Genomic DNA, 25,600 nt, shown 5'->3' on the forward strand with positions numbered 1-25,600 from the left:
CGAGTCGCGGACGATCCACCATATCCAAAGCCCTTATCGAATTGATAAGGGCTTTTTTTATACCCTTGATTTTGTAACGCTATGATTTAGGCTAGCAGTTTAGGTTAGAAAAATAAAAATCACCTAGTTGAACTTATCTTTGATTGTATCAAATAGCTTGCCTAACGTTTAGCAAAGAAAAAAGCCAAACCATTAAAGGTTTGGCTTTTAACAGCATCGCTGTCGGATGCTGTCGAGATAGGCTATGACTTTTAGTATAGCTTATTTTTGGTATGGATAGTTAGGTGATGTACTTAATACATAGCCTGTTGCCCCGCCCGCTGCTGCACCGATTGCCGCAGCTTTACCGATGTCGTTACGGTTGCCATCTGATTTTGCCAGTGCACCTAATGCTGCACCCGCTACCGCGCCTTGCGTCGCCGCGCGAGAAGAGCCTTGGGTAGTGACGCGGTTGCCATAGGCATCAGTGGTTGCACACGCTGTCAATGCTGTTGAACCAACAAGTGTCGCAAGTACCGCAAGTGTTTTAAGTGATTTCATAGTTTTCTCCAGTAGGGTTTCCATTTGCTAAAATGTCAGGTGCTTTTAGCAACTTACGGAAGATATATTAGCGTAAATTTTTCACCCTATTGTTATAAATAAAGACTGATTTATACGTGTTTTGTAAGTAACCTTGCTATAATTTGGGCAACAAATAGCTTACTCAAGGTTGCGTTAACTTTTTCTACAATACCGCACATATATTAGGCATGATACGTGTTCAATAAATCGGTGAATTGCGCTTCAGTCACCACTTTCACCCCCAGTTTTTCAGCATTGGCAAGTTTACTGCCCGCTTTTTCGCCTGCGAGCAGTGCGGTGGTCTTGGCAGAAACGCTGCCTGAGACTTTTGCCCCTAATGCTTGCAGTTTGGCTTTGGCTTCGTCACGTCCCATGCTTTCAAGGGTGCCTGTAATGACCCAACTTTGACCTTTAAGCGGCTGATTACCTTCAGGCACTTGGCTGACAGGCTGCCAATGAATACCCGCTTGTAATAGTCGATTAATGACTTCGATATTGTGCTCGGCACGAAAAAACTCAAAAATCGAGTCTGCGGTTTTTTCACCGACATCGGGGGTTTTTTGTAAGGCTTCAATACTCGCTGCCATGAGCGGCTGCAAGTCGCCAAATTGCATGGCTAAATTCATCGCCGTGCTCTCGCCTACGCCACCAATACCCAAGGCAAAAATAAACCGCGGTAAGGTCGTATCTTTACTTTTTTCAATGGCGGCTAGCATATTTTCGACAGATTTTTCCCCTAATTTTTCAAGGTTGATGAGCGCATCGCGGTGCTTGCTCAGCGCATAAATATCTGCGACATTTTTAACAATACCTTGCTCAAAAAAGTTAATCAACCAGCGCTCACCAAGCCCGTCGATATCCATCGCTTTACGACTGACAAAGTGAATCAGCGCTTCTTGTTGCTGGGCTGGGCAAAATAGTCCGCCGGTGCATCGTGCCAGCGCTTCACCTTCTGGCATGATAACGGGTGAATCACACACCGGGCAATGCGTCGGCAGGCTCACCACTTGGGCATTGGCGGGGCGCTCGTCCGTCCAAACGCGCGTAACTTTGGGTATGACATCACCGGCACGGTGTACGCTGACCATGTCCCCTGCTCGAATGTCTAAACGCTGAATTTCACCGATATTATGCAGGGTCACATTGCTCACAGTGACGCCACCGACATTGACAGGTTCAAGTTTGCCTACGGGCGTCAACTGACCTGTGCGCCCAACTTGCCACTCAATCGCATTTAGGCGAGTCATCACAGTTTCGGCAGGGAATTTATAGGCGGTTGCCCAGCGTGGTTCACGGCTTAAAGTGCCTAGTTGCTCTTGTAAGGCTAAACTATTGACCTTAATCACCGTGCCATCAATTTCAAAGGGTAAGCGACTGCGTTTTTCAATCACCGCTTGATAATACGCTTGCAGCTGCGCGGCTGTTTGCACGATTTTGATATCGCTAATGCTAAACCCCAACGCTTTTAGCCAAAAAAGCGCATCGGATTGGGTGGTAATCTCAGCGGGTAAGCCTTGATTGACGGAATAGGCATAAAACGCCAGTGGACGACTTTTGGCGATATTTGGGTCAAGTTGGCGCAAACTTCCCGCAGCGGCATTACGCGGATTGGCAAAGGTTTTCTCCCCTTTCGCCTGTGCATCACGATTGAGCTTGGCAAACCCTGCTTTGGGCATGAGTACTTCGCCGCGCACTTCTAGCCGTGGTATATCAATCGCTAGCTGTAGGGGTAGATTTCGAATAGTACGCACGTTTTGGGTAATATCTTCGCCCGTTTGACCATCGCCGCGCGTGACCGCTTGGATAAATTGCCCGTTTTGGTACAACAGTGAAACCGCAAGCCCATCAAGTTTGAGCTCGACTTCATATTCGGGGTTTTGCTGATTGACTGCCAAACGGTCATTGACCCGTCGCATAAAATTCTGTAAATCGTCAAAGGTAAATAAATTACCCAGTGACAGCATGGGTATTTGGTGGGTGACTTGGGTAAAAGATGGCAACGGCTTGTCGCCTACTTGGTTGGTAGGGCTGTCGCTTTGTACCAATTGAGGATACGCGGTTTCTAATGCCACCAGTTCTTGGCGAAGTTGGTCGTATTCGCTATCTTCTAACAGCGGATTGTCTAAGACGTAGTAAGCGTGGTTATGTTGTTTTAGCTGTGCAATGAGTTTGCGCATTTGCGCAGTAATGGCGGCTGTGTTCATAATCATGATGATTTAAAAAAGATAACGGATATTTTACAACAAAGTGAGGGCTTACTTGGTCAATTTTTTCAGTCATCAGGTCAGTCAAAACAATAAAACTTTTAACCATAAAAAAAGGCACTCACGAGGAGTACCTTGTTTTCATTTTAATAAAATCTATCGTCCAAAATTAATGGCAAGCTCGCGCATGGCTTGGGTGTTTTCTTTGTTAATTGGCTCGCCTGTGTCGTCATATACCGTGGCATTTAAGTCATTGGCAAGCAATCCTGCGATACTCATCATGCTATCAAAGCCTTGAACAGGGCGTGGGTGTGGTAGTGATAAAAATAATACCAAGCCCTTCATGGTTTGCGTCGGTAGTCGATTGAGATCGAAAGGTGAAATACCTTCATTGTCAATCATCATCAGACTAAACCACAATAAGCCTGTCCCGTCTTTGTTTTCGTAGCGGTGGAACATATTCATCGCACCAAACTTCAAGCCATACTTGTCAATCAGCTCTAGCAGATAATCGCCTTTAATGTCGATAAATTGCTGATTAGGAAAAATACTGATGTTGATATTTTGAATGGCGTTATTGAGTGGGCTGTTTTGTTCTTCGTCAATTTGCGCTTGGATATGGGTGTCCAAAATTGGGCTGTTATCGGTAAAGCTGTCATTTTTTAGCTGATTTTCATCGAAAGTATGCACAACCGGGGTGATAGTCTCTGTGGCATTGGCAAGCATGCTAAAAGCGTCGTTTTCGTTTTCCACAAATGTATGGGTTTCTGCCAATAATTTGTCATTGGCAGATTTAGTGACATTAGCATTGGCATTGGCAAAACCGCCATTGGCTGGATAGTTATCTAGGTGCAACTCGGTATCGTCCGCGCTTAGCTTTACTTCGCCTTTAGGATTGTCGGATGTAATTTCCGCTTTGAATAACTGGCTTTCTTGGGGCTCAGGGCGCTGATGGCGCGGAATAATAGGTAAACCATCTTTGTCATGCTCAATCGCGTCAGTCGCTAATACATCTTGGTTTTTTTGACGAATGGATTTTAGTAGCGTGTAAATACCCCAAACGATAGCAACAACCGCAAGAATGATAAGAATAAGCTGAGTGATAGACATAAACAACGACCTTTGAGAAAGACGATAACGACCCTGTTTGTAGTGTAAAAATTTTTACATCGGTATTTTTGCCGTTATACTATCATGACTTCATAAAATCAGCTAGAAAAAACCGTGACAAGGCTTGACTTTTTGCGTATTTGACAGGTGAAAATCGCTTATGCCAAATAAGCTTCCACCTCAGCCATATCCACACTGACCAGCTTGGACACCCCTGCCGTTGGCATGGTCACACCTTTGAGCTCATCGGCAATTTGCATGGCAAGTTTGTTATGACTGATAAACACAAACTGCACGTCTTTGGCAAGCTGCTCAATTAAGCGGGTAAAGCGTGCGACATTGGCATCATCGAGCGGCGCATCGACTTCATCGAGCACACAAAATGGTGCGGGCTGCTGTTTAAAAATAGCAAATATTAAACTTAACGCCGTCAAGGTTTTCTCCCCGCCCGATAACAGCGCCAGCCTACTGTTCTTTTTGCCTTTCGGCTGCGCCATAAGTTCTAGCCCTGACTGCCAGCCTTTGCCGCTGCCATCTTTGTCATTGGTATGGTCTGATAACACCAGCTGCGCTTGCCCGCCGCCAAACACTTGGGTAAATAGCTTGTTAAGCTCGATATTGACTTGGGTCAACATCTCCATAAAAAGCTGTTTGGTCTGACTGTCAATCTGCTGGATAGCAAGTTGCAATTTGTCAATACTGGCGGTCAAATCCGAGATTTGCTCAGCAAGGGGCGCCAAGCGGCTGTTCACTTCACTGAGCTCGGCTACCGCGGCATGATTGACTGCCCCAAGATTAACCACCTGTAATGCTAACTGGTCGAGTTGTCGCTGTAGTTGCTCGCGTTTGCTGCCACTCATTAAGTCAATATTGTCGGTTTTTGGCACGGTGATTTTGCGACTAGTCAATTGCTCACCAATCAATGCCACGTTTTGTTTTGCTAGTGCCAATGCGGTGTCGGTGGTGTGATATTGCTGTTGTAGTTGGCTCAACTGCTGCTGAGACTCTTGCACACCCAATTGCGCTTGATGTAGCTCGGTTTCCATGGTTTTCAAGGTGATTTTCAATTGCTTAACGCTGTCATTGGCGGTTTGCAGTTGCGTCGAGTCCACCGTGAGTTGCTGTTGTAGCTGGGGCAAGCGTGCCTGCTGCTCGCTAATTTTATGACTCAGCAGCTGCTGCTCACTGGTGAATCTTGCTTGGTCTTGCTCAGCTTTGGCAAGTTGCTGCTCACTTGCGGTGATTTGCAATTGTCCGGTTGCCAGTGTTTGGGTGATGCGATTTTGTTGTTGTTCCAGCTCGCGCTGCTGACTGGCAAACTGGTTTAAGCGTTCATCGAGTGACTGGCGCTCGCTGATTTGCTGCTGTAATTGCGGTTGTAAATGCGAAAGCGTGTTGCTTAGCTCATAAGTCCGCTGTTGCTCTTGGTGCAATTTGTCCGCAAAACCTAGCCCCTCTTGTTGTAGACGCTCGCTGTCACTGTCTAGACGTTTTTTATCTTGATTAAGTTTATCGAGTGCGGATTGATAGCGATACTGCTGTTGTAGTTTTTGTTGCTGGCATTGCTGTTGTTGCTGGGTTAGGCTTAGCAGTTGATTACGCGCGGTTCGGTCTTGGGCTTGCCATTCTTGCAGACTAACCTTCGCTTGTTGCAAGCGATCGGCTAGACGCCGTAGTTGCGGTTGTTGCTGCGCCAAGTGTTCATCGAGCTCTTCAATACGGGCTTCATTCATCAACTGCTGGCTAAAACTGATAACCTGCTGACCCTCAGCTTGCAACAAATGGCTTAGGTTAATCAGCAGCTGCTGATTACAGAGTATCAGTTGTTGCGCTGAGGTCTGCACCAGTAACCAATCGCCCGTTGGTAAGTTATCGAGCAGCCCTTTATCCTGCACATCTGCCCAGTCAAGTGGCGTCGCACTGATCCAAACCTGCTGAAAAATAGCCAGATTGGGCGCCGCAATCAAAGCAGACAATGGCAAACAACCTTCTATTAGATGACTGTTCGCTGGGTTATTTTTCGATGGGTGATGTAAAGTTGGTTTATTATCAATAAACACCGCATTGTCATGGATAATTTGGGCAAAATCTTGGTCAGCGGCGATAGACCATTTGGAAAATACCGTAACTAGGGTATCAAAAATATTGGCATACCCCTTACCTGTTTCGGTCAATTGCAGTTGACTGATAAGTTTTGGCAAACTGCTATTATTTTCTTGATTGGGTGACTGGTGGATAAGTTGGTCAAGGGCAGAGTGCTGCTGCGCTAGCAGATTTTGTAGTGTTGCTTGCTCGGTTTGCCACGCTTGGTACTGCTGCTCAGCTTGGCGATGCTGCCGGGTTAAGCTGTCAACTTCATCAGCTTGGTCAGCGATAGATTCTTGACGGGCGATGATATTGGCTTCAAGACGTTCAATCTCATCACTGAGTTTCGTCATTTTAGTGTCTAGTTCGTTATTCTCAAACGCTGCAAATTGCTGATCAAATGTGGCGTTAGCAGTTTGCCATGCCAATACGGCTTTGTCATGTTCGCTTTGGCGTTGTTGTTGGCGCTGTTGTTGGCTGGCATGGTGTTTGAGGGCATTTTCACTGACGGCAAGATTTTTTTCTACGTCTTGCTTTTGCTTATTTAATGCCACTAAATTTTTGGCAATGTGCTCACGCTGCTGTTTGCAATCATCTTGCTCCTCACGCAATTGCTGCAACTGTGCGGTGAGCTGTTCAAGCTCTGCAGGTAAGCCTTCAATACGCATTTGTGCTTGCTGTTTTTGTGCTTGCAACTCTTGTTGATACGCTGCAAAACGACCTAGCTCAACATTGAGGACATTAAGGCGTTGTTGGTCATTAGCAAGGGCTTGCTCAGCTTGTTTCAGTAGACTTTGCGTTTCATGCTGCTGCTGCCAATAATCCTTAGCAAGATTTTGCTGGGTTTGTAAAGTGTCATGTTGCTCAGTCAGAGCCCGCTGAGCAAGTTGCTGCTGCTCGATTAATCCTTCAATCAATACTTGATGGGCATCCACGCGCTCACGCATCGCTTGAAAATCTGCCGCGAGTGTTTGCTGTTTTTGCCATGCTTGCCCATAGTCATCAATGAGTAGCTGCTCACTGATCGCTTGCTGCGCTTGTTGCCATTGCTGGGCTTGTTGTGCCGTTTTGGCTTGTTTTTCTAGGCGTTTTTGTTGGCTGGTTAGTTCGCTGACCATATCATGCAGGCGCGCTAAATTATCGCTTGCGGTATCGAGCTGTTTTTGGGTGTCATCACGCCGGCTTTGGTAGCGCGACACGCCCGATGCCTCTTCGATAAACTCTCGTAGCTGCAACGCATTGGCATCAATGATGCGCCCTATCATACCCTGCTCAATCACCGCATACGAGCGCGCACCAAGGCCTGTACCCAAAAAAATATCGACCACATCGCGGCGGCGTACTTTGGTGCCATTGATAAAGTAATCGGATTTGCCTTCTTTATTGATTTGCCGACGTACCGATAATTCTTGATACAGATTTAGCGCGTGGTGGATGCCGCTGCTACCATCTTCGCCGCGGGTATGTTCAAACACCAATTCTACGCTTGCCAAGCTTTTGGCGGACTTGTCTTGCGTGCCTGCAAAAATGACATCACTCATCGCGCCGCCGCGGAGCTGCTTGGCGGAGGATTCGCCCAGCACCCAGCGGATGGCATCAATCACATTGGATTTGCCGCAGCCGTTGGGCCCGACAATCGCGGTGATGGTTTTGGGGAAATGAAACGTTGTAGGATTGGCAAAGGATTTAAAGCCTGCCAGCTTGAGCTGTTTTAACCGCATGTTGCTAGAGTGTAGGTATCAAAAAAAGGCGCTTATTTTAGCAAAATTTTAGCGATTATTCATTAAATCTATGCTGACTTGGTACACAGAAATTAGGCTAAACCTGCTAAAGCCTTAAGCTGATAAATCTGCCATGGCATAAAAAAAAGCATAAAAAAACCGCTAAGTGGATTAGCGGTTTTATCAATTAGGCTTTTGGCTAATATTATTTTGCCGGTGACGCAGTAGCAGTCGCTGTATTTGCCGTTGCAGTCGCTGTATTGGCAGGTACAGACGCTATTGTGGTGGTCGTCGTCGTGGTAGTGGTTTCAGTTTTGGCTTCTTCTTTTTTACCACAGCCCACAAGGCTGATGACTGTCACTAATGTGATTAATAATTTATTCATAGTTTTCTCCAAAAACGGTTAATGTAATCATCCATCTGATAACTTGATAGTCCGATAACTATATGATCCCAATAACTATATCACTAGGTCAATCAGTATCGCTGGGCTAGTCAGTTTATAAAATCTCAACTTAATTTCATCAATCATGTAATCAAGACGTCATGGCATTTTATGAGTTTTCTGACCGTTTGGGTAGCGGCTGTGACGATTTTTTTAAGGGTTTTATGTAAATATTTATGCGTGTCATCAGTCAATACGCCCAATACGCTAAATTTTACCCACGCGATTATGTGTTACAATGATTATTAAAAATCAATCACTAAAAATTAACCGCTAAAATTTAATCGCTAAAAATTTTTAAAAGAATTATTGCTATGTCTATGCTGCTCTCCTCACCCAATGTTCAAGCCGTTCGCGCCTATTTACTTGATTTACAAGACCGTATTTGCCAAGCGCTAGAACACCAAGAAGCCACTGGCGGCTTTAATCTATATGCTGAAGGTGCCAGCAATGCCAAATTTGTCGCTGATGTTTGGGAGAGACCCACTGAGCAAGGCACCCATCAAAATTTGGGCGGTGGTCGCTCCAATGTACTTCAAGGCGGCAAAGTGATTGAAAAAGGCGGGGTGATGTTTAGCCACATTGTTATCAACCATCTGCCAGCCACTGCCACCGCTCGCCACCCTGAACTTGCTGGTCGCCAAGCACAAGCACTCGGTGTCTCACTGGTGATTCATCCGACCAATCCTAACGTGCCAACCAGTCATGCCAACGTACGGATGTTTATCGCGGAAAAAGAAGGCTACGAGCCGATTTGGTGGTTTGGTGGGGGCTTTGATTTAACGCCGTTTTATCCTGTGATGGAAGACTGTGTGCATTGGCACCAAGTGTGTCATGATTTGTGCGCGCCGTTTGGGGCAGATATTTATCCCAAGTTTAAGACGTGGTGCGATGAGTATTTTTATTTAAAGCATCGTAACGAACAACGCGGCATCGGCGGCTTGTTTTATGATGATTTGAACACGCTTAGCATGGGCTGGGATTTTGATAAGTGCTTTGCGTTTATGCAGGCGGTAGGCAATGGCTACCTTAAAGGTATTATCCCGATTTTTGAGAAACGCAAACACACGCGCTATACCGAGCCGCAGCGTAATTTTCAGTTGTACCGTCGCGGTCGCTATGTCGAATACAATCTGGTGTATGACCGCGGTACTTTGTTTGGCCTACAATCAAACGGTCGCATTGAGTCGATTTTGGTCAGTCTGCCGCCGCTCACCGGCTGGGAATATCGTTATGAGCCTCTCGCAGGAACGCCTGAATTTGAACTCACGGATTTTTATCTAAAACCCAGAGATTGGCTGAACCTCAAGGCTTAACAAAACGCAATCTTAATAAAACACCATAAAAAAGGGCAATCACAGTTGCCCTTTTTTTCATGGGCGATTAACCCATTAAGTTTGGTTGTACGATTTCTATCCAGTAACCATCTGGATCCAAGATGAAGGCAATATCTTTCATCGTACCTTCTTCAGGGCGTTTTTTGAAGGTGACTTGATGTTGCTCAAACCAAGCAACCGCTTCTTGCAGATTTGGCACGGCAAAACAAATATGCCCAAATCCTTGTGGTTCGCTGTTGCCACTGTGATAGTGAAACTCTGCATCAGACTCCGTGCCATAATTATGGGTCAATTCTAGCACCCCTGGCTGACTAAAGGTAAATGCTGCTAGCGCGGCAGTATCGGTCGGCAAATTTGCCACCTGTTCATCGGTAAGCTTTGCCAAAAAATACAAATCAAATTCCGCTTGTGGATAGCGTTTGGTTTGTAGTAGCGTCATGCCTAATACATCTTGATAAAAAGCCAAAGACACTTGCGGGTCTTTCACCCTAAGCATGGTGTGATTAAAGATAAACCCATTGGTAGCGGACAAGTTTGACATAGTGATCCTTATTGTAATATGCCTCTAAAAGAAAAAACCTTAAAAGAAAAAGACGTTGACTAAACGTCATTAATAACGACAGTTTGCCAAAAATTCAATACTGTTTAATTTTAATTAACTTTTGGGTAAAAATATAGCCGTCATTTCTCATAACATCATGGCTAATAACATTGCACTTAGGTAAGTTACTCAATTCGCTATTTACTATTCGCTATTCAATACTCGCTACTCAATAAAAGTCACTTTACCCGTGTCCAAATCATAAACCGCCCCAACAATAATTAAGCTACCATTATTAACCGCATCTTCAAGAATACGAGAGCCGTGTTTGAGCTGGGTGACTGACATACGCACGTTGGCTTTAATACCCCGATTAATCAACTCTTGCGCGTCAATGTCTTGTCCATTGGCGGTATAAATTTCATGCAAGTTGTAAACACTGGGACGGATACGGTCAACAATCGAGCGTAAATTGGGCGAAAACTGCTGATCAGGATTGATCAGTGTCTCCACACAAGCCGTCACCGCGCCGCAATGTGAATGACCCAACACCACGACTAACTTGGTACCGAATTTCTCAGCAGCAAACTCAACCGAGCCAATCTGAGACGGCGCGACTACGTTGCCTGCTACACGAATGACGAATAAATCACCCAAACCTTGATCAAAGACAATCTCAGCAGGCACGCGCGCATCAGAACAACCCAAAATAATCGCAAACGGTTCATGCACATGGGTGAGTGCATTAGACGCTAGCAAGGTTGATTGGGGGTTTTGCACATTCTCTACGAATCGTGCGTTGCCTTGTTTGAGCATCTCGAGCGCTTGCTCGGCAGTTTCGGGACGCGGTAAGTGACTGTTTGGCATTTGGTTTTCTCCTTTCACCTAGGGACAATAACGAACTTTATGATGATATAAAACGCGATATTTTTTATCATTTTAAACTTTTTAAAACTCAAAATTTTTTTCAAGACGGTTGTATAGCTACTATAATACCTCATCGCCTGCCACAGCAATATGCCCATCAGCTATTTGGTTCATAAATTGCGCATAATCTTGGGCATTGCGAGCCGCAGTTTGCTCGGCATAGGCTTGCATGACAGGGATGAATTCACTGCCATTGCCCAGATAGCCCATAAGCGTATCGGCATTGCCCGCTTTGGTATGCGCATGCGCCAAGGCATGGCCACAGCTTTCAATATATTCGTAAAAATGGGCAGCCGTCATGCTCTCAAGAGACGCGGAATACTTCATATCCCGCAGCTGCCTGACATAAAAATCCATCTCAAAGTTATCAAGCGATGCATAGCCCAAGAAAATATCACTCGATGCCTGCATCAATTGTTGCCCTTCAACCACGCGCTTGCCTTGATGGCTAAATTGTTTTGCCAGTAAGGGTGTCAAGATAGACGCTTTGGCTTGCTTCATTTGCAATATCAGCGGCTCATGGTCGGCATCTTGGAATAATGCCACCGCACACACAGTACCGACACTCCCCACCCCAACTACTTTGAGTGCCACATCGGTAAAATCATAGCGGTCAAACAACACTTGTCTATCTGACTTTAGGGTATCTCGATAAGCGTCAAAAAAAGCGTGGCTACCACCAAAAAATGGCTGCCCTTGGCGTGGTGGTCGCTGCAATTCACCGTCAGTTTTAAACGCGCGCAACCCTGTGACAGTATCACGCTCAGTCAATTTTGGCAGCATTTTTACCGCATCATTTTTTTTGGCTTTTTCAAAATCGGCATGACGGCGTTTACGAACAGTCACGTCTTCGGTATTTGCCAATATTTTATGGGTGTCGATTTTTTCATACCACACTTGTAACGGTGACAAGCTGCAATGCGCTTCTAATGCATCAAGGTAACTGGTCAGCAGTTTTTCTATCGCCTTATAGCCCACCGATTCTACATACTTAAAACTTTGACTGGCGATTAAAATACTGGCGACCAGTCGCTGCAAATCCCATTCAAATGGCGCAACGATGGTTTCATCAAAATCATTAATACCAAATAATAAATTGCGTTCAGGACTGGCATAACCACCAAAATTACTGACATGACAATCGCCGCAAATCTGCTGAAATAGCCCAGAATGTTGCCCCTGCCATGCTTGGTCAAACAGCATCAAAGCGGGCATCCCACGAAAAAAAGTAAACGGCGATACACTCATGCGCTTGGCTCGTATGGGTAGTAACGCTGTCAACCGACCTTGATTGGACCAATGATAAAGACTGAGCGCGTCGATGGCAGTCGGACGTTGGCTGATGGCAGCCAAGGTTTTTAATGGATACGCCTTACGCTGCTGTTTGCCAAGTGCAATACTATCCGCTTGGGTTAGTAGCTTGCCTTGGTAGCGATGGCGCGTCAAATCCACACACTGAGCATGATGTAAGGATTTGGGTAAAGCGATAGCGATGGGCAGCGCGGCTGTTGTGTCCTTTGTTGGTTTTTTGGTCGCTGTTTCTTTAGCGGTTGGTTTTTTTGCGGGTATTTTGTTAGCCGTGGTTTGAGAAGCCGTATTGTTTGCGCCTGTTTGAGTGGTTGTTGTTTGGGCATTTGTTGTTTGAGTGGCTGTTTGAGTCGTTGGGTCTTGAGGCTTTTTTTTGCTAGGCATGGCGTGTCTCTTAAATTTTCAATAGGTAAATGTCCAATAGGTAAATATTCAATAGCTAAATGTTCAATCGGTCACTGGCTAAATTATCATCACATCAAAGTCGTTCAAGCTTGCTATTTTAATGGCTTTGGTAAAAAGTTACGTTGCTGATTTGTGCCAAATCAACCCCTTATTCTCTACTAAAATTAGCCACTAAAATTTTATGAATAGTAGGTCAATTTTCAGTAACATTTTTTAATTTTAGCCGTTATACTGAACGCAACTTTTAACTGTATTTTCACAGGTGAAACTATCGAAAAACTCTGTATTTATGTTGTCATGCTGATTGCGCGTTGACCCTATCATAAATATGCCATTTTAGCCCGCTATTTTAGCCTTGCCGTGAGATTGTGCCTATGTCTGCATCAACGTCCGCATCAACGCCACAAACCACCCTAAACGCACCATCAGCTATGCCTGATAGCGCCCAGCCGACCAACCAAAAACCGGTACTACTACAAATCCGTCATTTATCCAAATCTTATGGCGATACCCAAATTTTGCAAAATATCAATCTAGATATTTATGACGGGGAGTTTTTGACGCTGCTGGGGCCTTCTGGGTGCGGCAAAACTACCCTGCTACGCTTGATTGGCGGGTTTGAGCTACCCAATGCCGGTAGTTTGCATCTAGAAGGGGTTGATATTGCAGGCTTACCTGCGGAAAAACGTCCGATTAATACGGTATTTCAGCAGTATGCCCTGTTTCCGCACATGAATGTGTACGACAATATCGCCTATGGACTAAAACTTAAAGGCGTGCCCAAAACCGAAATCGACCAGCGGGTGCGGGAAGCGTTGGCGATGGTACAACTTGACCATACCATCAATCGTCGTCCGCAAGATTTGTCGGGGGGTCAGCAGCAGCGTATCGCTATCGCCCGCGCCGTGGTGAATCGCCCAAAAATGCTGCTACTTGATGAACCTCTATCAGCGCTCGATGCCAAACTACGTGAGCAAATGCAATCAGAACTCAAACGCTTGCAGCGTGAACTGGGTATTACCTTTGTATTCGTGACCCACGACCAACAAGAAGCCTTGTCGATGTCTGACCGGATTGCCGTCATGAAAAACGGCGTATTCCAGCAAATTGATACGCCCATTGGCATCTATGAATCGCCTGCCAATTTATTTACCGCAAGCTTTATTGGCGAGACCAATTTGTTTAAAGGTAAAGTGCTAGAGGTCAACCCAGCCAGCATCAAAGTGGAAGTGGTCGAGCAAAATGACGGCTTTCATCCGGTTCGTGAATTGCCCCGTCCAAAATTTGACGTGCAAGTCGGTCAAAATGTCAACTTACTACTGCGCCCTGAAGATATCCGCGTGTACTACACCCATGAAGGGCATGAAGGCTTAATCGGCAACGTGGTAGACAGTGCTTATAAAGGCAGCACATTAGATTCTGTGATTCGATTAAAAAACGGCAATATCGTCAAAACGTCAGAGTACTTTAACGAAGACGATCCGAATTTTAACTATAAACTGGGGCAAGAAGTGCGTATTGACTGGGTCGATGGTTGGGAGTGGATTTTGCCAGATGAATAATACTACTTCACCTTCGACCTCTAGCATTTCGACTGCTAACACGCCTGCCCCTGTTATGACAAAACAAGGCGGGCGCGGTTTTCAGCGTGCGACCCTGTTTGTGATTTGGGCATGGTTGATTATTTTTGCCCTGATTCCCAATATCTTGGTGATTGCCGCCAGTTTTTTGACCCGGGATGAAGATAAGTTTTTAACACTGCCTGTCACCATGGGCAACTATATTCGATTGATTGATCCGCTTTATTTAAAAGTGTTTTTACATTCGCTGTCGATGGCAGGGATGACGACGATTATCTGTTTGCTGCTCGGTTATCCATTTGCCTATCTGGTCAGTAAAGCGGATAAAAAATGGCAGTCATTATTGATGTTATTGCTAGTGATTCCTTTTTGGACCAACTCATTGGTGCGCCTGTATGCGGTGAAACTCATTATGGCGGCCAACGGTCTGCTCAGCACCATGCTGATTAACCTTGGGCTTATCAACGAGCCACTGCAAATTTTATATACCCAAAAAGCGGTTATTGGCGGTTTGGTGTATTTGCTGTTTCCGTTTATGGTACTGCCCCTGTATGCGGTATTTGTGGATTTGCGTGACGATTATATTTTGGCATCCAAAGATTTGGGCGCTAACAAGCTACAAACCTTTTGGCACGTGATTTTGCCGCTCACTACGCCAGGGATTATTTCAGGGGTATTGCTGGTACTGTTGCCTGCCATGGGCATGTTTTATGTGGCGGATATCTTGGGCGGTTCGCGCAACTTGTTGGTGGGTAATATCATCAAATCGCAGTTTTTGGATGCCCGTGACTGGCCATTTGGTGCCGCGGCGTCCGTGCTATTGACGCTTGCCATGGCATTGCTGATTATGGCGTATCGAGCCAGCAGCAAACGCATTGGCAAAACTGACTACAACGAAGTGGCATAAGGGGGATGCTATGTCTAATATTATGAAATGGCTGTCTCGCCTGTATTTGACCATCGTATATCTGCTGATGTTCTCGCCGATTGCGGTGATGGTGATTTTCTCGTTTAATGCCTCAAAAGTCGGCTATCAATGGGGCGGTTTTAGTACCCATTGGTACAGCGAGTTATTTAGTAATGCCGCGATGGTACAAGCTGCCATCAACTCGGTCATATTGGCGGTAGTGGCTGCGACGATTTCTACTGCGATTGGCGGTTTGACGGCGTTAGCGTTACAGCGTTATGACTTTAAAGGTAAATCGATACTACAAAGCTTGCTATTTGTGCTGATGATGTCACCTGAGATTGTGTTGGCGATTTCGCTATTGGCGTTATTTTTGATTGTGGGGATACAGCTGGGTTTTGTGACGTTGCTAATTGCCCACATTACCTTTTGTCTGCCCTTTGTGGTGATTACGGTGACTGCGCGTCTATCTAGCCTCGATACCCGCGTGTTGGAAGCGGCGCGTGATTTGGGTGCCAATGAATTTACCATGATTCGTACCGTGCTTGTACCGATTATTTTGCCTGCGATTTTGGCGGGCTGGGTACTTGCCTTTACCTTATCGCTTGATGATGTGGTGGTATCTACGTTCAATACAGGACCTGAATTTGAGATTTTACCATTACAGATTTATTCGATGGTGCGTGTTGGGGTAAAGCCTGAAGTCAACGCCGTAGGCACAATCTTGCTAGCAATCTCGCTACTGGGTCTGATTATCTCGCAATTATTACTTGCCAAAAAGTCGATGAATCTACCATCGACCCAAAAACGTTAAGGAGACTTATATGATATCTCGGATGCTCAATAGAAGACGTTTTTTAGGGTATGGCTTAGGCATTGGCGGTGCCGTTTTAACAGGGGGGCTGGCAAGTAATCTAACGGGTTGTCAAAAAGCGAGCGAGACCTCGACTAGCGCTGCGGCGTCTGCGCCTACTGCCAGTCAAGGCGGCAAGGTTGTCAATGTCTATAACTGGACGGAGTATATCTCTGACCAAGTGCTTAAAGATTTTACCGCAGAGACAGGTATCGACGTTATTTATAGCACCTTTGATTCTAACGAAGCCATGTACGCCAAACTCAAACTGATGAATGGCAGTGGTGAGTATGATGTGGCGTTTCCAGGGACGGATTTTGTCGATAAAATGCGTAAAGAAGGGATGCTTGAGCCGCTTGACCATGCCAAATTGACCAATTTTGGCAACCTCGGCAAAACCTTTATCAATGCCCCTTTTGACCCTGAAAACAAGTTTAGTATTCCCTATCTGTGGGGCTCATCAGGCATTGCAGTCAATACCAAACGCATTGCTAAAGCAAGCTTGAGTAGCTGGAATGACTTATGGAAGCCAGAGTACGAAGGGCGCGTGATGCTGATGAATGACATCCGTGACGTGTTCACCATGAGTCTATTGACCCTTGGCTATAATGGCAGTACCAAAAACCCTGAAGCCATCAAACAAGCGTATGAAAAGCTCACCAAGCTGATGCCCAATGTGCGCACCTTTAACTCAGATGCACCGCGCATGCCGTTTATGGAAGGGGAAACTTACTTGGGCTTGGCTTGGAATGGTGAAGTCATCATGGCACAAGACCAAGGGATGCCAGAGCTGGACTTTGTGTATCCAAAAGAAGGCGCTATTATGTGGATGGATAACATGGTCATCCCCAAAAATGCCAAAAACAACGATAACGCCCATAAGTTTATCGATTTTATCTTGCGACCCAAATACGCTGCCATGATTAGTGAAGAAATCGGCTACGGCTCGCCCAATGAGGCGGCAAAAAAAGAAATGCCGCCTGAGCTTGCCAACAATCCGATTGTGTATCCGCCAGCTGATTTGCTAAAACACGCGATGTTTCGTGAAGACGTTGGGGATGAGATAATGGCGTTATATCAGCAGTATTGGGATAGGCTCAAAGTGGATATGTGATTTTTCAATAAGCGGTCATTAAAAAATTATAAAAAAAGCGGGCTTATGATTAAGTCCGCTTTTTTACCCTAAAAATCTGCTTAGCGCATGGTGACAAACTCTTCTGAGCCAGTCGGATGAATCGCCACCGTGTCATCAAAGTCACGTTTGGTTGCGCCCATTTTGATAGCAACGGCAAAACCTTGAATCATCTCATCGACGCCAAAACCTACACCATGCAAGCCCACCACTTTTTCTTCCTCACCCACACAAATCAGCTTCATGTGACACGGCTCACGGTGCTTGGTCACTGCACTATACATCGGGGTAAAACTGGATTTATAGACTTTAACTGCATTGATGCCATAGCCTTTAACCGCCTCTTCTTCACTCAGCCCTATAGTACCAATCGGTGGATGGCTAAAAATCACGCTCGGCACTAGGTTATAGTCCAAATGCTCATTGGGTTTGTTGTTAAACAAGCGCTCAGATAATCGACGACCTGCTGCCACCGCCACTGGGGTCAATTGAATACCATGTTCGATAATATCGCCGACGGCATATATCCCTTCGACATTGGTATTTTGATAGGCATCGACTTTAACAAAGCCTTGCTCATTGACTTCAACGCCCGCTTTATCAAGATTGATGGTATCAGTTGCAGGTTCGCGACCCGTTGCCCAAATCAAACAATCCACCGTCAAGGTCTCATTGTTTGACAATTCAATGCTCAATGAGCCATCTTGGTTTTTGCGCACTTGTTGTGGCAGCAATCCATAATGAAATTCAATACCATCATCGTGCATGATATGGGTGAGCGTGGTGACAATGTCGGCATCGAAGTTTTTGAGCACCCGCTTGCTACGCACAATCAAATGGGTCTTTGAGCCCAATGCATTCATCACCCCTGCAATCTCGACACCGATATAGCCTGACCCCACAATCGCTACCCGCGGTGGCAACTCGGTCAAGTCAAAAAAACCATCCGAGTCAATACCCAACTCTGCCCCTTCAATCGCTGGGCGAACAGGTCGCCCCCCCATCGCTAGCAAAATATGGTCAGCGGTAATGGTCTCTATTGTGCCGTCATTTTTATACACCTCAACCGTATGTTGGTCGGCAAATTTGGCAAAACCATGAATCACATCGACTTGGTTATTTTTGAGGCCATTGTTGTACGACTGATGAATGCGGGTGATATAAGCTTGGCGACTTTGTACCAATTTGGCAAAGTCAAATTGTTTAACATCCAAATCAAAGCCATAGTCAGGCGCATAATGATGGATCGCCGCTGCCATATTGGCGCCATACCACATCACTTTTTTGGGCACACAGCCCACATTGACGCAAGTACCGCCTAGCTGCTTGGCTTCAATCAAGGCACATTTTTTACCATAACTGGCAGCACGGTTGATGGATGCAATGCCCCCTGACCCACCACCAATCGCGATATAATCATAATGTTTGCTCATAATTCTTCCTGTTTTTTGGTCATTTTCAAAGTTATATGCGGTTATTTTACCAAGTTTTGGTAGCGAGAAAAGTTGTTAATTCTCACCTTTCTCATTGATAAAATAAAACAAATCAGCGTTTTTTTTTGAATAATTTTAATGAAAAAGGTTTAAACACCCTTGCGTCACCGCAAAAGGCATCAGATAAAATCGGGTTTTTTTGGGTTGGCAAAATTCAATCTGCTGTGCCATTAACTGTGTGCTTAGTGTTGGGACAATCAGCCAAGCTTCATCGGCATCAAACTCACTGGCGTAGGTAAGTAGTTGGTACATATCAGCCAAGCTTATGTCGTTGAAAGTAGCAGTTTTTTTCCATTTTACATCGGCAATAATGAGTTTATCGGCAGACTTTAGCCAAATATCGGGTTTGATGGTTAACCCTTGCTGCACGGTCAATGGCTGTCTTTTTTGCTCAACTAGCTCAAAATTCTGCCCTACAAATTGTTCATGGATTTTCCTGCCCACCCATTTTTCAAAGGCAAATGGCATATTCACCAGCCAAGTTGGGGTCAAAAACTGCCCTTGGTTACTGGCTTGTTGTAGCGTCAGCAGCGCATAACAAAAGCTGATAAAAGTATAATTACGCTGGGCAAGCAGACTGGGCAACGCGGTCAACTCTTGCAGCGCTTGAGAAAATAAGATGTCGTATAAGTCTTTGGCAACGGTACCCACTGCTTGCCACTGAGGCGGTAATGGGAAAGCCATGCTGCCAATCACCCGCTCGATGGTGGTTTTTACCAAGCGATTGCCCGCGGTATCCATCGCAAAATTTTCAGTCTGATGATAAAACTTATGCGGCTGGTGGAAGTTATGCTGCAATTGCTCTTTGACCAGTAATTTACCCTGCAGATAGGGCTGATTTTGCTCAAATTGCTGATATTGCTGATTGGGCACATACTGGGCAAATCCCTGCCAAAAATACGCTTGTAGCCACTCGCTAAGCGATAGTGAATGATTGCTGGGTGGAGGATTGGGGGCTGGAGGATTGATGAGTAGTTGATTGGCTAGATTGGGTAACGACTTGGGCAATAAGGCTTGCCACACCGCTGTCAGCATCTGTTGCACCCATTGACGGGTTTGGGCAACTTCATCGGCATGGGTAATTTGGCTTTGTGCAAGTTTTGGCAAAATCTCAATTTGCCCGCCACTGGGCAACCCAATCACACCGATATAGTGGCGCACTTTGAGTTGCCACCGCTGCTGTTTACGCTCAATGCGAAACACGTCAAAATTTTGCTCGATAAGCCAGTCAAAATCTTGCCCATCGTCAAAATCTGCCGCGGTCAGGCAACTATGTTCAAACGTGATGATGGCTTTCATTGGGCGCTTTGATAGATTGCAAGATAGTTATTTGGCTCATCAAGCGCTTGGGTATTGATGTCAAACCCCGCTTGCTGCGCCATAAATCCAGTTGCTTTTTTGTTATCAACTAGCCTAATAAAGCGTTGCCCAAAGATTGCTTGCAAGATTTGTCCATGGTGCTGGCAGGCTTGCGCCACTTGTGGGATGATGGATTGGCTAAACGCAGCGCTTAACGCTTGCAGCGAATCAATACCCCACAAAAAACTATGCCCTAACTGGCTGTCTTTTGCCAAATTTTGCAAGATTCTTTCATTCAATGCGGTCAACAACTTGGCTAAATCAATCTCAATCCCATTTGCCATCACTTTACCCAACAACTGTGGCTGTGGTTGACATTCAATAAATTCAAAACGGCGGCGAAATGCCATATCGAGCGGCGCCAATGAATGATCTTGGCTGTTCATGGTGGCGTAGATATCGACATTGCTAGGCACACTAAACGGCTGACGCGAATACGCCAAATTCACCGACAGCCTATCTGTCTGTCCTGCGCGTTTGGTAGGTTCAATCAAACTCATCAACTCCCCAAACACGCGGGCGACATTGGCGCGGTTGATTTCGTCAATCAACATGGCATAACGGTGGCTAGGGTCATGTTTGGCTTGTTGACACAGTCTAAGAAATGCCCCTGACTCAATGCGATAGCTCATCTGCCCATTGTCCGCGATGTGGGGACGAATGCCTTCGACAAATTCTTCATACCCATACGCTTGATGAAAACTGACAAAACTAAAGCGTTCTAGCTTTGGCTGTAAATAGTTGGGCTGAAACTGGCTGTGAATCGCCACTTGGTAATCATCAAGCTTGTTTTGCAAGTCTGCTAATAACGGCAAACTGTCTGCTAATAAAAACCAATTACTGCTATCGTCTTTATCAAAATACGATTGGCTAGCCCTTCGATGATATTTGACACGGACTGAGTTCTTATCACTGTACATCATCAATGTGCCCCAAGCCGTTTGATTCAAATTTTCTTTACGGTCATTTAATTGCGCCTTCATCCTAAAAAATTGATGATCGATTATTTCTGGCACTTTAAGCAGTTTTCTACCTTGTTGATAATTATTTAGGAATATCAAACAAATTACATCTCGCCAGCTTAGTGGCTTAAGCAAAGCTCTTAGCAATTCATCCGCATTGGCTACTGGCAATATCTCGGTATATTGTTTGGCGATTTGTTGCAGTCGGTAGGTCTTGCCTGTCCCTGCTACGCCCGTATAGATAATATTTTTTGCTGGCTCACTCATGACAGATTATCACTCACGATGGTCATACCTGCCGCTTTTGCTGCACGCGTACCACCCGTCAAATGGACGATATCCCGCTTTGGGTCAATCTCATTGAGCAAAGCGGCGGCTTTGGCGGCTTTGCTGCCGCCACCGCATAGCACATAGACAGTGCCATCCGTGGTTGCCAATAACTCTGTCGTCAGCGTATCTAAGGGTTGGTTTTTGGCACACTCAATATGTCCTTGCGCAAACGCTTTACTATCCCGCACATCCCAAACGGTATCGTTTGCCGTGGCAGAAAATTCGGTAATGGCTAGTTCACGAATCATGATTACCTCTTAATTTTTAATGTGTATTTTGTGATGGCTTATTATGGATAAGCTGACGAAATTTATCAAATCAGCGATTAATAACCAAATTTTTGCATCACCTTAACTATTTTTATCAAGTTTTTGACAAATTATGATTTATAATTCATTCCAATATTTTATGTATTTTAATCTTAACTTAAACTTTTATTATCTAAGGAGGGATGACATCATGACGACGGCTTCAACCGCGCCCCCTGATCATCAGCATATCGCGCTACGCAATGACCCAAAAAAGGTCGCCGTGGCATCTATGATTGGTACGGCTATTGAGTTTTATGATTATTACATTTATGCCGCCGCGGCCGTATTGATTTTTAATACCCAGTTTTTTGATAAAACCGATGAAAAAGCGGCGATGCTTTACTCGCTTTCGACGTTGGCATTGGCATTTATCGCCCGCCCTTTCGGTTCAGCATTATTTGGTCACTTTGGTGATAAACTCGGTCGTAAAAAAACCTTGGTGGCCTCTCTGCTCACGATGGGTTTGTCAACTGTAGCGATTGGTTTGCTACCGACTTATGCCCAAGTAGGCGTCATTGCCCCATTGTTGTTATGTTTACTTCGTGTAGGTCAAGGGATTGGTCTTGGCGGTGAATGGGGCGGTGCTGCCTTGGTCGCCACCGAAAATGCGCCAGAAGGCAAACGTGCTTGGTACGGTACTTTCCCGCAGTTAGGCGCGCCGATTGGGTTATTTTTAGCCAACTTAGTGTTCTTTTTGCTCAGTTATTTTTTAGGAAAAGATGTCTTGGTCGAGTGGGCATGGCGCATCCCGTTTCTTATTTCAATCGTGCTTGTGGGTGTGGGTCTTTGGGTACGTTTAAGCCTGCATGAAAGCCATGTATTCCGTACCGCTGAGGCCGAAGGCAAAAAAGTTAATGCCCCTGTGTCAAAAGTCATCACCCAGTATTGGCGTCCGATGGTGCAAGGCACATTCTTGATGGCGATGACTTATGTGATTTTTTATATCATGACTGCCTTCGTACAAGCGTATTCAAAAAGCCCGGCAAAATTGTCTTCTTTCGGCTTTCCAACAGGGTTAGGTATTGCCCCAAATACCTTTACTGGCTTTTTATTGGTGGCTGCGATTGTGTTTGGTATTTTTACCAGTATCTCTGGGATTGGCGCTGACAAAATCGGTCGTAAAAAATGGCTGATTGGCGTGACTATATTATGTATGTTATTTGCCTGCTTTATGCCAGCACTGCTCAGCAATGGTACACCAACCACGGTATTTATTTTCCTCATTTTGGGCATGGCATGTATGGGTATGTCATTTGGTCCAATGGCAGCGCTATTACCAGAGCTGTTCCCCACCGAAGTACGGTATTCAGGTGCGTCCCTAGCTTACAATCTAGCGGCGATTGTGGGTGCATCGATTCCTGCGATTTATGCCATCAAAATCAACGAGCAATATGGCATGAAAGGTGTGGCTATATATATTGTTATTAACGGTTTGATTTCTCTCATCGCGTTATTCTCAATTAAAGAAACCAAAAATATCGATTTGATGGATTAAAAGAAAAGATAGACTAAAAACTGATACCTCAAAAACGCTGGCAAATGCTGGCGTTTTTTTTGCCCAAGGCGGTTATAATAAAATTTTCAATACCATGAGACCTAGGATGAAAGCCTATAATCGCTGTGAATGGTGCGGCACAGACCCACTTTATCAAGCTTACCACGACAATGAATGGGGAAAGCCCAGTTATGATGACCGTCATCTATTTGCCATGCTGTGTTTAGAAGGCATGCAAGCGGGACTTAGTTGGATTACCATACTCAAAAAACGCGAGCGTTATTACCAAGTATTTGCTGATTTTGACCCTGCAATTATCGCGCAGTTTGATGATGACATGGTCGATAGTCTGATGACCGATGCGGGCATTATTCGCCACCGCGGTAAAATCAAAGCCATTATCAACAATGCCAAATGCTATCTAAAAATCACCCAAACGCAAGCTTTTAGCGATTATCTTTGGAACTTGTCACCCAGCGGCTTGGCAAAAATACCACAGGATAATCACCCAAAAACCTTTGCTGATATCCCCACCAACACGCAATATTCAGATAACATGTCAAAAGTGCTTAAAAAAGACGGGTTTAAATTTGTGGGCTCAACGATTTGCTATGCGTTTATGCAAGCAGTCGGCATGGTGAATGACCATGTAGCGGCGTGTGATTTTCGATAAGCGGTTTCAATAGTCAACAGCGGATAACATATTTCTCGATGCTACAGATTTCTCGGTGCTACAGCCCCCAAAATAGGCTAAAACTAATCAAAATCAATACCAGTAAAATGCTCTGAACCAATAAAAAATGCTGATGCACTTTGAGCAGTCCGCGCAGACTGACCCCATAATGACTGACATTTTTAAGAGAATAGCTTTGAAAATCCACCAAGCTACGGCGATGATATTGTGACCGCATGACCTCAACAAACTTATCAGCCGCTGCTGCTGTTGACCTAGCTGACAACACAGGTAAAAACGCATTGATAACATCTTCATGTGTTTCTGGATTATTGATATTGACCATCAACATTTGCCAATCTTGAAACAGCCGTTGTTCGATCATCCCTTTAGACTTGAGCGTGACATCGCGGTTGCGCCCATCACGCTGAATGTTACCAAATAATTGCTCAATCGCTGATTTTTCGCCTTCAATGTACTGAAAAAAATAGCCATTACCAAAGCACAAAAAACCGGTAATTTGATGGGCAAGGTTCTCACGCTGTGCCACCGTCATGATATCAGACAGCGTTCTAGGGGTTACGCCAGCTTTCAACGTCATACGGCTCACATAAGTTAGATAATGAATTTGCCCCAAGCAGCACCTCAGTCTTTATGGTTTTACAATTTTTGTTCAGCGCAATTTTAACAATTTATTACATACTTAGCCATCCATTAAATCAAGAATATTAGCTTACCTAGTCACAAATAGCGGTTGAGTGGCTTTTTTTGGACACTCGTATTGCATTTACGATCATCAGCAATACCCCTACCCAAATTAAAGCAAAACTGGCAATCATGGTGCCATTGACAGCTTCATGCAGCACAAAAATGGACAATAAAAACATCAGCGCAGGTTCAAGATAACTGAGCATACCAAAGGTGTTCATCGGCAACACCTGACTGGCTTTGAGGTTGGTCTGCATGGCAAGCGCACTAATCATACCCAGTCCAATCACTAACAGCCCCATTGTCATTGACCCTGTGACTATCGATACACTCGTGTTTTGCCATAATAAAAAACCTAGGGCAATCGGTGCAATCACTGACAAATCAACGAACAGCCCCAACAGCGCAGGTACCCCTTGCCAGCGGCGCAGTCCATAATAAATCGGATAAGTCAAACACACCCATGCAGTGACCCACGATACACTCCCCGCGAGCCAAAATTGCAATCCCACCCCTGCTGCCGCAACGATAATCGCCGCCCACTGCAATCGATTTAAGGTTTCTTTAAACACCACACAGCCCATCAGTACCATCATCAAGGGAAGCAAAAAATACCCCATTGCGGTATTGACCGCCTGTCCATTGATAGGCGCCCACATAAACAGCCATAGCTGACTTGCCAAAATCGGTGTCGGCAACAGCAATAAAACCCATTGTTGTTTGTTTAAGCCCATCAAAAATGCTTTGAGTTGCCCAAAACTTTGCGTCACGGCCAACAACCCCACCAACCCAAACCACATCGCCACCATGCGCCACAAAAAAACTTGCGTGCCTGACAACGGCGCAAGCCAGTGACTATACAGATACAGCACGCCAAACAACACATTAGAAATCAATGCCAACACCACCCCAAAACGTAACTTTTTGGCAGCGGTAGCGGGCTGAGAAGTTGTTGCCTTGTGCTGGACAACGATAGAGGATGGTGATAAAGCGCTTGAGACTGACATAATTGACCTTGTTATATTTTTGCTTTTGCGGTTAAATTGACAAGCAGTATAACAATTATCTTTGGTAAATTATTTCAAAATCCCCCTATTTGTGATAATTTAATATTAATATAAGATAAATTTGCTATATTTTTCTCAATTTGTCT

At 45.1% G+C, this 25,600-nt stretch carries 21 protein-coding genes and 1 tRNA gene (1 of these 22 cut by a window edge); 8 read left to right on the forward strand and 14 right to left on the reverse strand.

What is annotated here, in order from left to right; all coding sequences use genetic code 11:
* Positions 1 to 21: transfer RNA gene (locus RTP55_RS03520), tRNA-Lys, on the forward strand (it extends 155 nt beyond the left edge of the window).
* A 240-nt stretch (positions 22 to 261) separates the two neighbouring features.
* Here RTP55_RS03520 and RTP55_RS03525 read toward each other — a convergent pair.
* The 5 genes from RTP55_RS03525 to RTP55_RS03545 form a co-directional block, all read right to left on the reverse strand.
* Positions 262 to 540: a lipoprotein gene (locus RTP55_RS03525; RefSeq protein ID WP_007115896.1), complete on the reverse strand. Its 279-nt coding sequence runs from the start codon at positions 538 to 540 to the stop codon at positions 262 to 264.
* A 203-nt stretch (positions 541 to 743) separates the two neighbouring features.
* Entirely contained in the window at positions 744 to 2,765 is a 2,022-nt protein-coding gene (ligA, locus tag RTP55_RS03530) for an NAD-dependent DNA ligase LigA (RefSeq protein ID WP_312384281.1), read from the reverse strand.
* Positions 2,766 to 2,921: 156 nt separating this feature from the next.
* On the reverse strand, positions 2,922 to 3,875 hold the full coding sequence (locus RTP55_RS03535; protein WP_312384248.1) for a cell division protein ZipA C-terminal FtsZ-binding domain-containing protein: 954 nt from the start codon (positions 3,873 to 3,875) through the stop codon (positions 2,922 to 2,924).
* A 158-nt stretch (positions 3,876 to 4,033) separates the two neighbouring features.
* Positions 4,034 to 7,681, reverse strand: a complete 3,648-nt coding sequence (locus RTP55_RS03540; protein ID WP_312384250.1) for an AAA family ATPase — start codon at positions 7,679 to 7,681, stop codon at positions 4,034 to 4,036.
* A 205-nt stretch (positions 7,682 to 7,886) separates the two neighbouring features.
* A complete protein-coding gene (locus RTP55_RS03545; protein WP_239742854.1) occupies positions 7,887 to 8,066 on the reverse strand; it encodes a hypothetical protein in 180 nt (59 codons plus the stop codon).
* A gap of 380 nt (positions 8,067 to 8,446) precedes the next feature.
* On the opposite strand from RTP55_RS03545, the gene hemF reads away from it, so the two are divergent.
* Positions 8,447 to 9,442, forward strand: coding sequence for an oxygen-dependent coproporphyrinogen oxidase (gene hemF / locus RTP55_RS03550; RefSeq protein WP_203172606.1), 996 nt, complete (start codon positions 8,447 to 8,449; stop codon positions 9,440 to 9,442).
* 67 nt (positions 9,443 to 9,509) lie between these two features.
* Here the strand turns inward: hemF and gloA are convergent, their stop codons facing one another.
* The 3 genes from gloA to RTP55_RS03565 all read right to left on the reverse strand — a co-directional run bounded on the left by gloA (position 9,510) and on the right by RTP55_RS03565 (position 12,623).
* Positions 9,510 to 10,004, reverse strand: coding sequence for a lactoylglutathione lyase (gloA, locus tag RTP55_RS03555; protein WP_065264285.1), 495 nt, complete (start codon positions 10,002 to 10,004; stop codon positions 9,510 to 9,512).
* A gap of 225 nt (positions 10,005 to 10,229) precedes the next feature.
* Positions 10,230 to 10,871, reverse strand: coding sequence for a carbonic anhydrase (locus RTP55_RS03560; protein ID WP_007115887.1), 642 nt, complete (start codon positions 10,869 to 10,871; stop codon positions 10,230 to 10,232).
* 120 nt (positions 10,872 to 10,991) lie between these two features.
* Complete coding sequence (locus tag RTP55_RS03565) at positions 10,992 to 12,623, reverse strand: DUF2252 domain-containing protein (RefSeq protein WP_312384252.1); 1,632 nt, start codon at positions 12,621 to 12,623, stop codon at positions 10,992 to 10,994.
* A gap of 395 nt (positions 12,624 to 13,018) precedes the next feature.
* Between RTP55_RS03565 and potA the strand changes: the two genes are divergently transcribed.
* Genes potA through RTP55_RS03585 form a run of 4 tightly spaced genes read left to right on the forward strand, consistent with a single transcriptional unit; the run spans position 13,019 to position 17,098 of the window.
* Entirely contained in the window at positions 13,019 to 14,206 is a 1,188-nt protein-coding gene (gene potA, locus RTP55_RS03570) for a spermidine/putrescine ABC transporter ATP-binding protein PotA (RefSeq protein WP_409418202.1), read from the forward strand.
* A gap of 55 nt (positions 14,207 to 14,261) precedes the next feature.
* Positions 14,262 to 15,131 carry a spermidine/putrescine ABC transporter permease PotB gene (potB, locus tag RTP55_RS03575; protein ID WP_312384284.1) on the forward strand — a complete coding sequence of 290 codons (870 nt, stop codon included), beginning with the start codon at positions 14,262 to 14,264 and terminating at the stop codon, positions 15,129 to 15,131.
* Between the two features lie 10 nt (positions 15,132 to 15,141).
* Positions 15,142 to 15,945, forward strand: coding sequence for a spermidine/putrescine ABC transporter permease PotC (potC, locus tag RTP55_RS03580; RefSeq protein ID WP_312384254.1), 804 nt, complete (start codon positions 15,142 to 15,144; stop codon positions 15,943 to 15,945).
* Between the two features lie 10 nt (positions 15,946 to 15,955).
* Positions 15,956 to 17,098, forward strand: coding sequence for an ABC transporter substrate-binding protein (locus RTP55_RS03585; RefSeq protein ID WP_076773924.1), 1,143 nt, complete (start codon positions 15,956 to 15,958; stop codon positions 17,096 to 17,098).
* 80 nt (positions 17,099 to 17,178) lie between these two features.
* On the opposite strand, the gene gorA is transcribed toward RTP55_RS03585, so the two are convergent.
* The 4 genes from gorA to RTP55_RS03605 form a co-directional block, all read right to left on the reverse strand.
* A complete protein-coding gene (gene gorA, locus RTP55_RS03590; protein ID WP_309592576.1) occupies positions 17,179 to 18,549 on the reverse strand; it encodes a glutathione-disulfide reductase in 1,371 nt (456 codons plus the stop codon).
* Positions 18,550 to 18,684: 135 nt separating this feature from the next.
* Entirely contained in the window at positions 18,685 to 19,908 is a 1,224-nt protein-coding gene (locus RTP55_RS03595; RefSeq protein ID WP_312384258.1) for a 5-methylcytosine restriction system specificity protein McrC, read from the reverse strand.
* Entirely contained in the window at positions 19,905 to 21,197 is a 1,293-nt protein-coding gene (locus RTP55_RS03600; RefSeq protein WP_219332135.1) for an McrB family protein, read from the reverse strand. Before RTP55_RS03600 ends, RTP55_RS03595 begins: the two co-directional genes overlap by 4 nt.
* Positions 21,194 to 21,508, reverse strand: a complete 315-nt coding sequence (locus RTP55_RS03605) for a rhodanese-like domain-containing protein (protein ID WP_312384262.1) — start codon at positions 21,506 to 21,508, stop codon at positions 21,194 to 21,196. The genes RTP55_RS03600 and RTP55_RS03605 overlap by 4 nt, the downstream gene beginning before the upstream one ends.
* A gap of 208 nt (positions 21,509 to 21,716) precedes the next feature.
* Between RTP55_RS03605 and RTP55_RS03610 the strand changes: the two genes are divergently transcribed.
* Both RTP55_RS03610 and RTP55_RS03615 read left to right on the forward strand, forming a co-directional pair.
* Entirely contained in the window at positions 21,717 to 23,066 is a 1,350-nt protein-coding gene (locus tag RTP55_RS03610; RefSeq protein WP_409418409.1) for an MFS transporter, read from the forward strand.
* A 106-nt stretch (positions 23,067 to 23,172) separates the two neighbouring features.
* The gene (locus tag RTP55_RS03615; protein WP_312177719.1) at positions 23,173 to 23,739 is read left to right on the forward strand and encodes a DNA-3-methyladenine glycosylase I; all 567 of its coding nucleotides are present in this window, start codon (positions 23,173 to 23,175) and stop codon (positions 23,737 to 23,739) included.
* A 58-nt stretch (positions 23,740 to 23,797) separates the two neighbouring features.
* On the opposite strand, the gene RTP55_RS03620 is transcribed toward RTP55_RS03615, so the two are convergent.
* Together RTP55_RS03620 and rarD are read right to left on the reverse strand one after the other, a co-directional pair.
* Entirely contained in the window at positions 23,798 to 24,376 is a 579-nt protein-coding gene (locus tag RTP55_RS03620) for a BLUF domain-containing protein (protein WP_264754915.1), read from the reverse strand.
* Between the two features lie 100 nt (positions 24,377 to 24,476).
* The gene (gene rarD, locus RTP55_RS03625) at positions 24,477 to 25,454 is read right to left on the reverse strand and encodes an EamA family transporter RarD (RefSeq protein WP_312384265.1); all 978 of its coding nucleotides are present in this window, start codon (positions 25,452 to 25,454) and stop codon (positions 24,477 to 24,479) included.
* Positions 25,455 to 25,600: the final 146 nt, after the last annotated feature.

Origin of the sequence: Moraxella sp. CTOTU47579, assembly GCF_032004885.1 — a bacterium.
Lineage (GTDB): Bacteria > Pseudomonadota > Gammaproteobacteria > Pseudomonadales > Moraxellaceae > Faucicola > Faucicola tetraodonis.

What these genes read in the sequence shown, in the direction of transcription:
- RTP55_RS03525 (WP_007115896.1), bottom strand. Translation starts at nt 540, where the DNA reads ATGAAATCACTTAAAACACTTGCGGTACTTGCGACACTTGTTGGTTCA.
- ligA (WP_312384281.1), bottom strand. Translation starts at nt 2,765, where the DNA reads ATGAACACAGCCGCCATTACTGCGCAAATGCGCAAACTCATTGCACAG.
- RTP55_RS03535 (WP_312384248.1), bottom strand. Translation starts at nt 3,875, where the DNA reads ATGTCTATCACTCAGCTTATTCTTATCATTCTTGCGGTTGTTGCTATC.
- RTP55_RS03540 (WP_312384250.1), bottom strand. Translation starts at nt 7,681, where the DNA reads ATGCGGTTAAAACAGCTCAAGCTGGCAGGCTTTAAATCCTTTGCCAAT.
- RTP55_RS03545 (WP_239742854.1), bottom strand. Translation starts at nt 8,066, where the DNA reads ATGAATAAATTATTAATCACATTAGTGACAGTCATCAGCCTTGTGGGC.
- hemF (WP_203172606.1), top strand. Translation starts at nt 8,447, where the DNA reads ATGCTGCTCTCCTCACCCAATGTTCAAGCCGTTCGCGCCTATTTACTT.
- gloA (WP_065264285.1), bottom strand. Translation starts at nt 10,004, where the DNA reads ATGTCAAACTTGTCCGCTACCAATGGGTTTATCTTTAATCACACCATG.
- RTP55_RS03560 (WP_007115887.1), bottom strand. Translation starts at nt 10,871, where the DNA reads ATGCCAAACAGTCACTTACCGCGTCCCGAAACTGCCGAGCAAGCGCTC.
- RTP55_RS03565 (WP_312384252.1), bottom strand. Translation starts at nt 12,623, where the DNA reads ATGCCTAGCAAAAAAAAGCCTCAAGACCCAACGACTCAAACAGCCACT.
- potA (WP_409418202.1), top strand. Translation starts at nt 13,019, where the DNA reads ATGTCTGCATCAACGTCCGCATCAACGCCACAAACCACCCTAAACGCA.
- potB (WP_312384284.1), top strand. Translation starts at nt 14,262, where the DNA reads ATGACAAAACAAGGCGGGCGCGGTTTTCAGCGTGCGACCCTGTTTGTG.
- potC (WP_312384254.1), top strand. Translation starts at nt 15,142, where the DNA reads ATGTCTAATATTATGAAATGGCTGTCTCGCCTGTATTTGACCATCGTA.
- RTP55_RS03585 (WP_076773924.1), top strand. Translation starts at nt 15,956, where the DNA reads ATGATATCTCGGATGCTCAATAGAAGACGTTTTTTAGGGTATGGCTTA.
- gorA (WP_309592576.1), bottom strand. Translation starts at nt 18,549, where the DNA reads ATGAGCAAACATTATGATTATATCGCGATTGGTGGTGGGTCAGGGGGC.
- RTP55_RS03595 (WP_312384258.1), bottom strand. Translation starts at nt 19,908, where the DNA reads ATGAAAGCCATCATCACGTTTGAACATAGTTGCCTGACCGCGGCAGAT.
- RTP55_RS03600 (WP_219332135.1), bottom strand. Translation starts at nt 21,197, where the DNA reads ATGAGTGAGCCAGCAAAAAATATTATCTATACGGGCGTAGCAGGGACA.
- RTP55_RS03605 (WP_312384262.1), bottom strand. Translation starts at nt 21,508, where the DNA reads ATGATTCGTGAACTAGCCATTACCGAATTTTCTGCCACGGCAAACGAT.
- RTP55_RS03615 (WP_312177719.1), top strand. Translation starts at nt 23,173, where the DNA reads ATGAAAGCCTATAATCGCTGTGAATGGTGCGGCACAGACCCACTTTAT.
- rarD (WP_312384265.1), bottom strand. Translation starts at nt 25,454, where the DNA reads ATGTCAGTCTCAAGCGCTTTATCACCATCCTCTATCGTTGTCCAGCAC.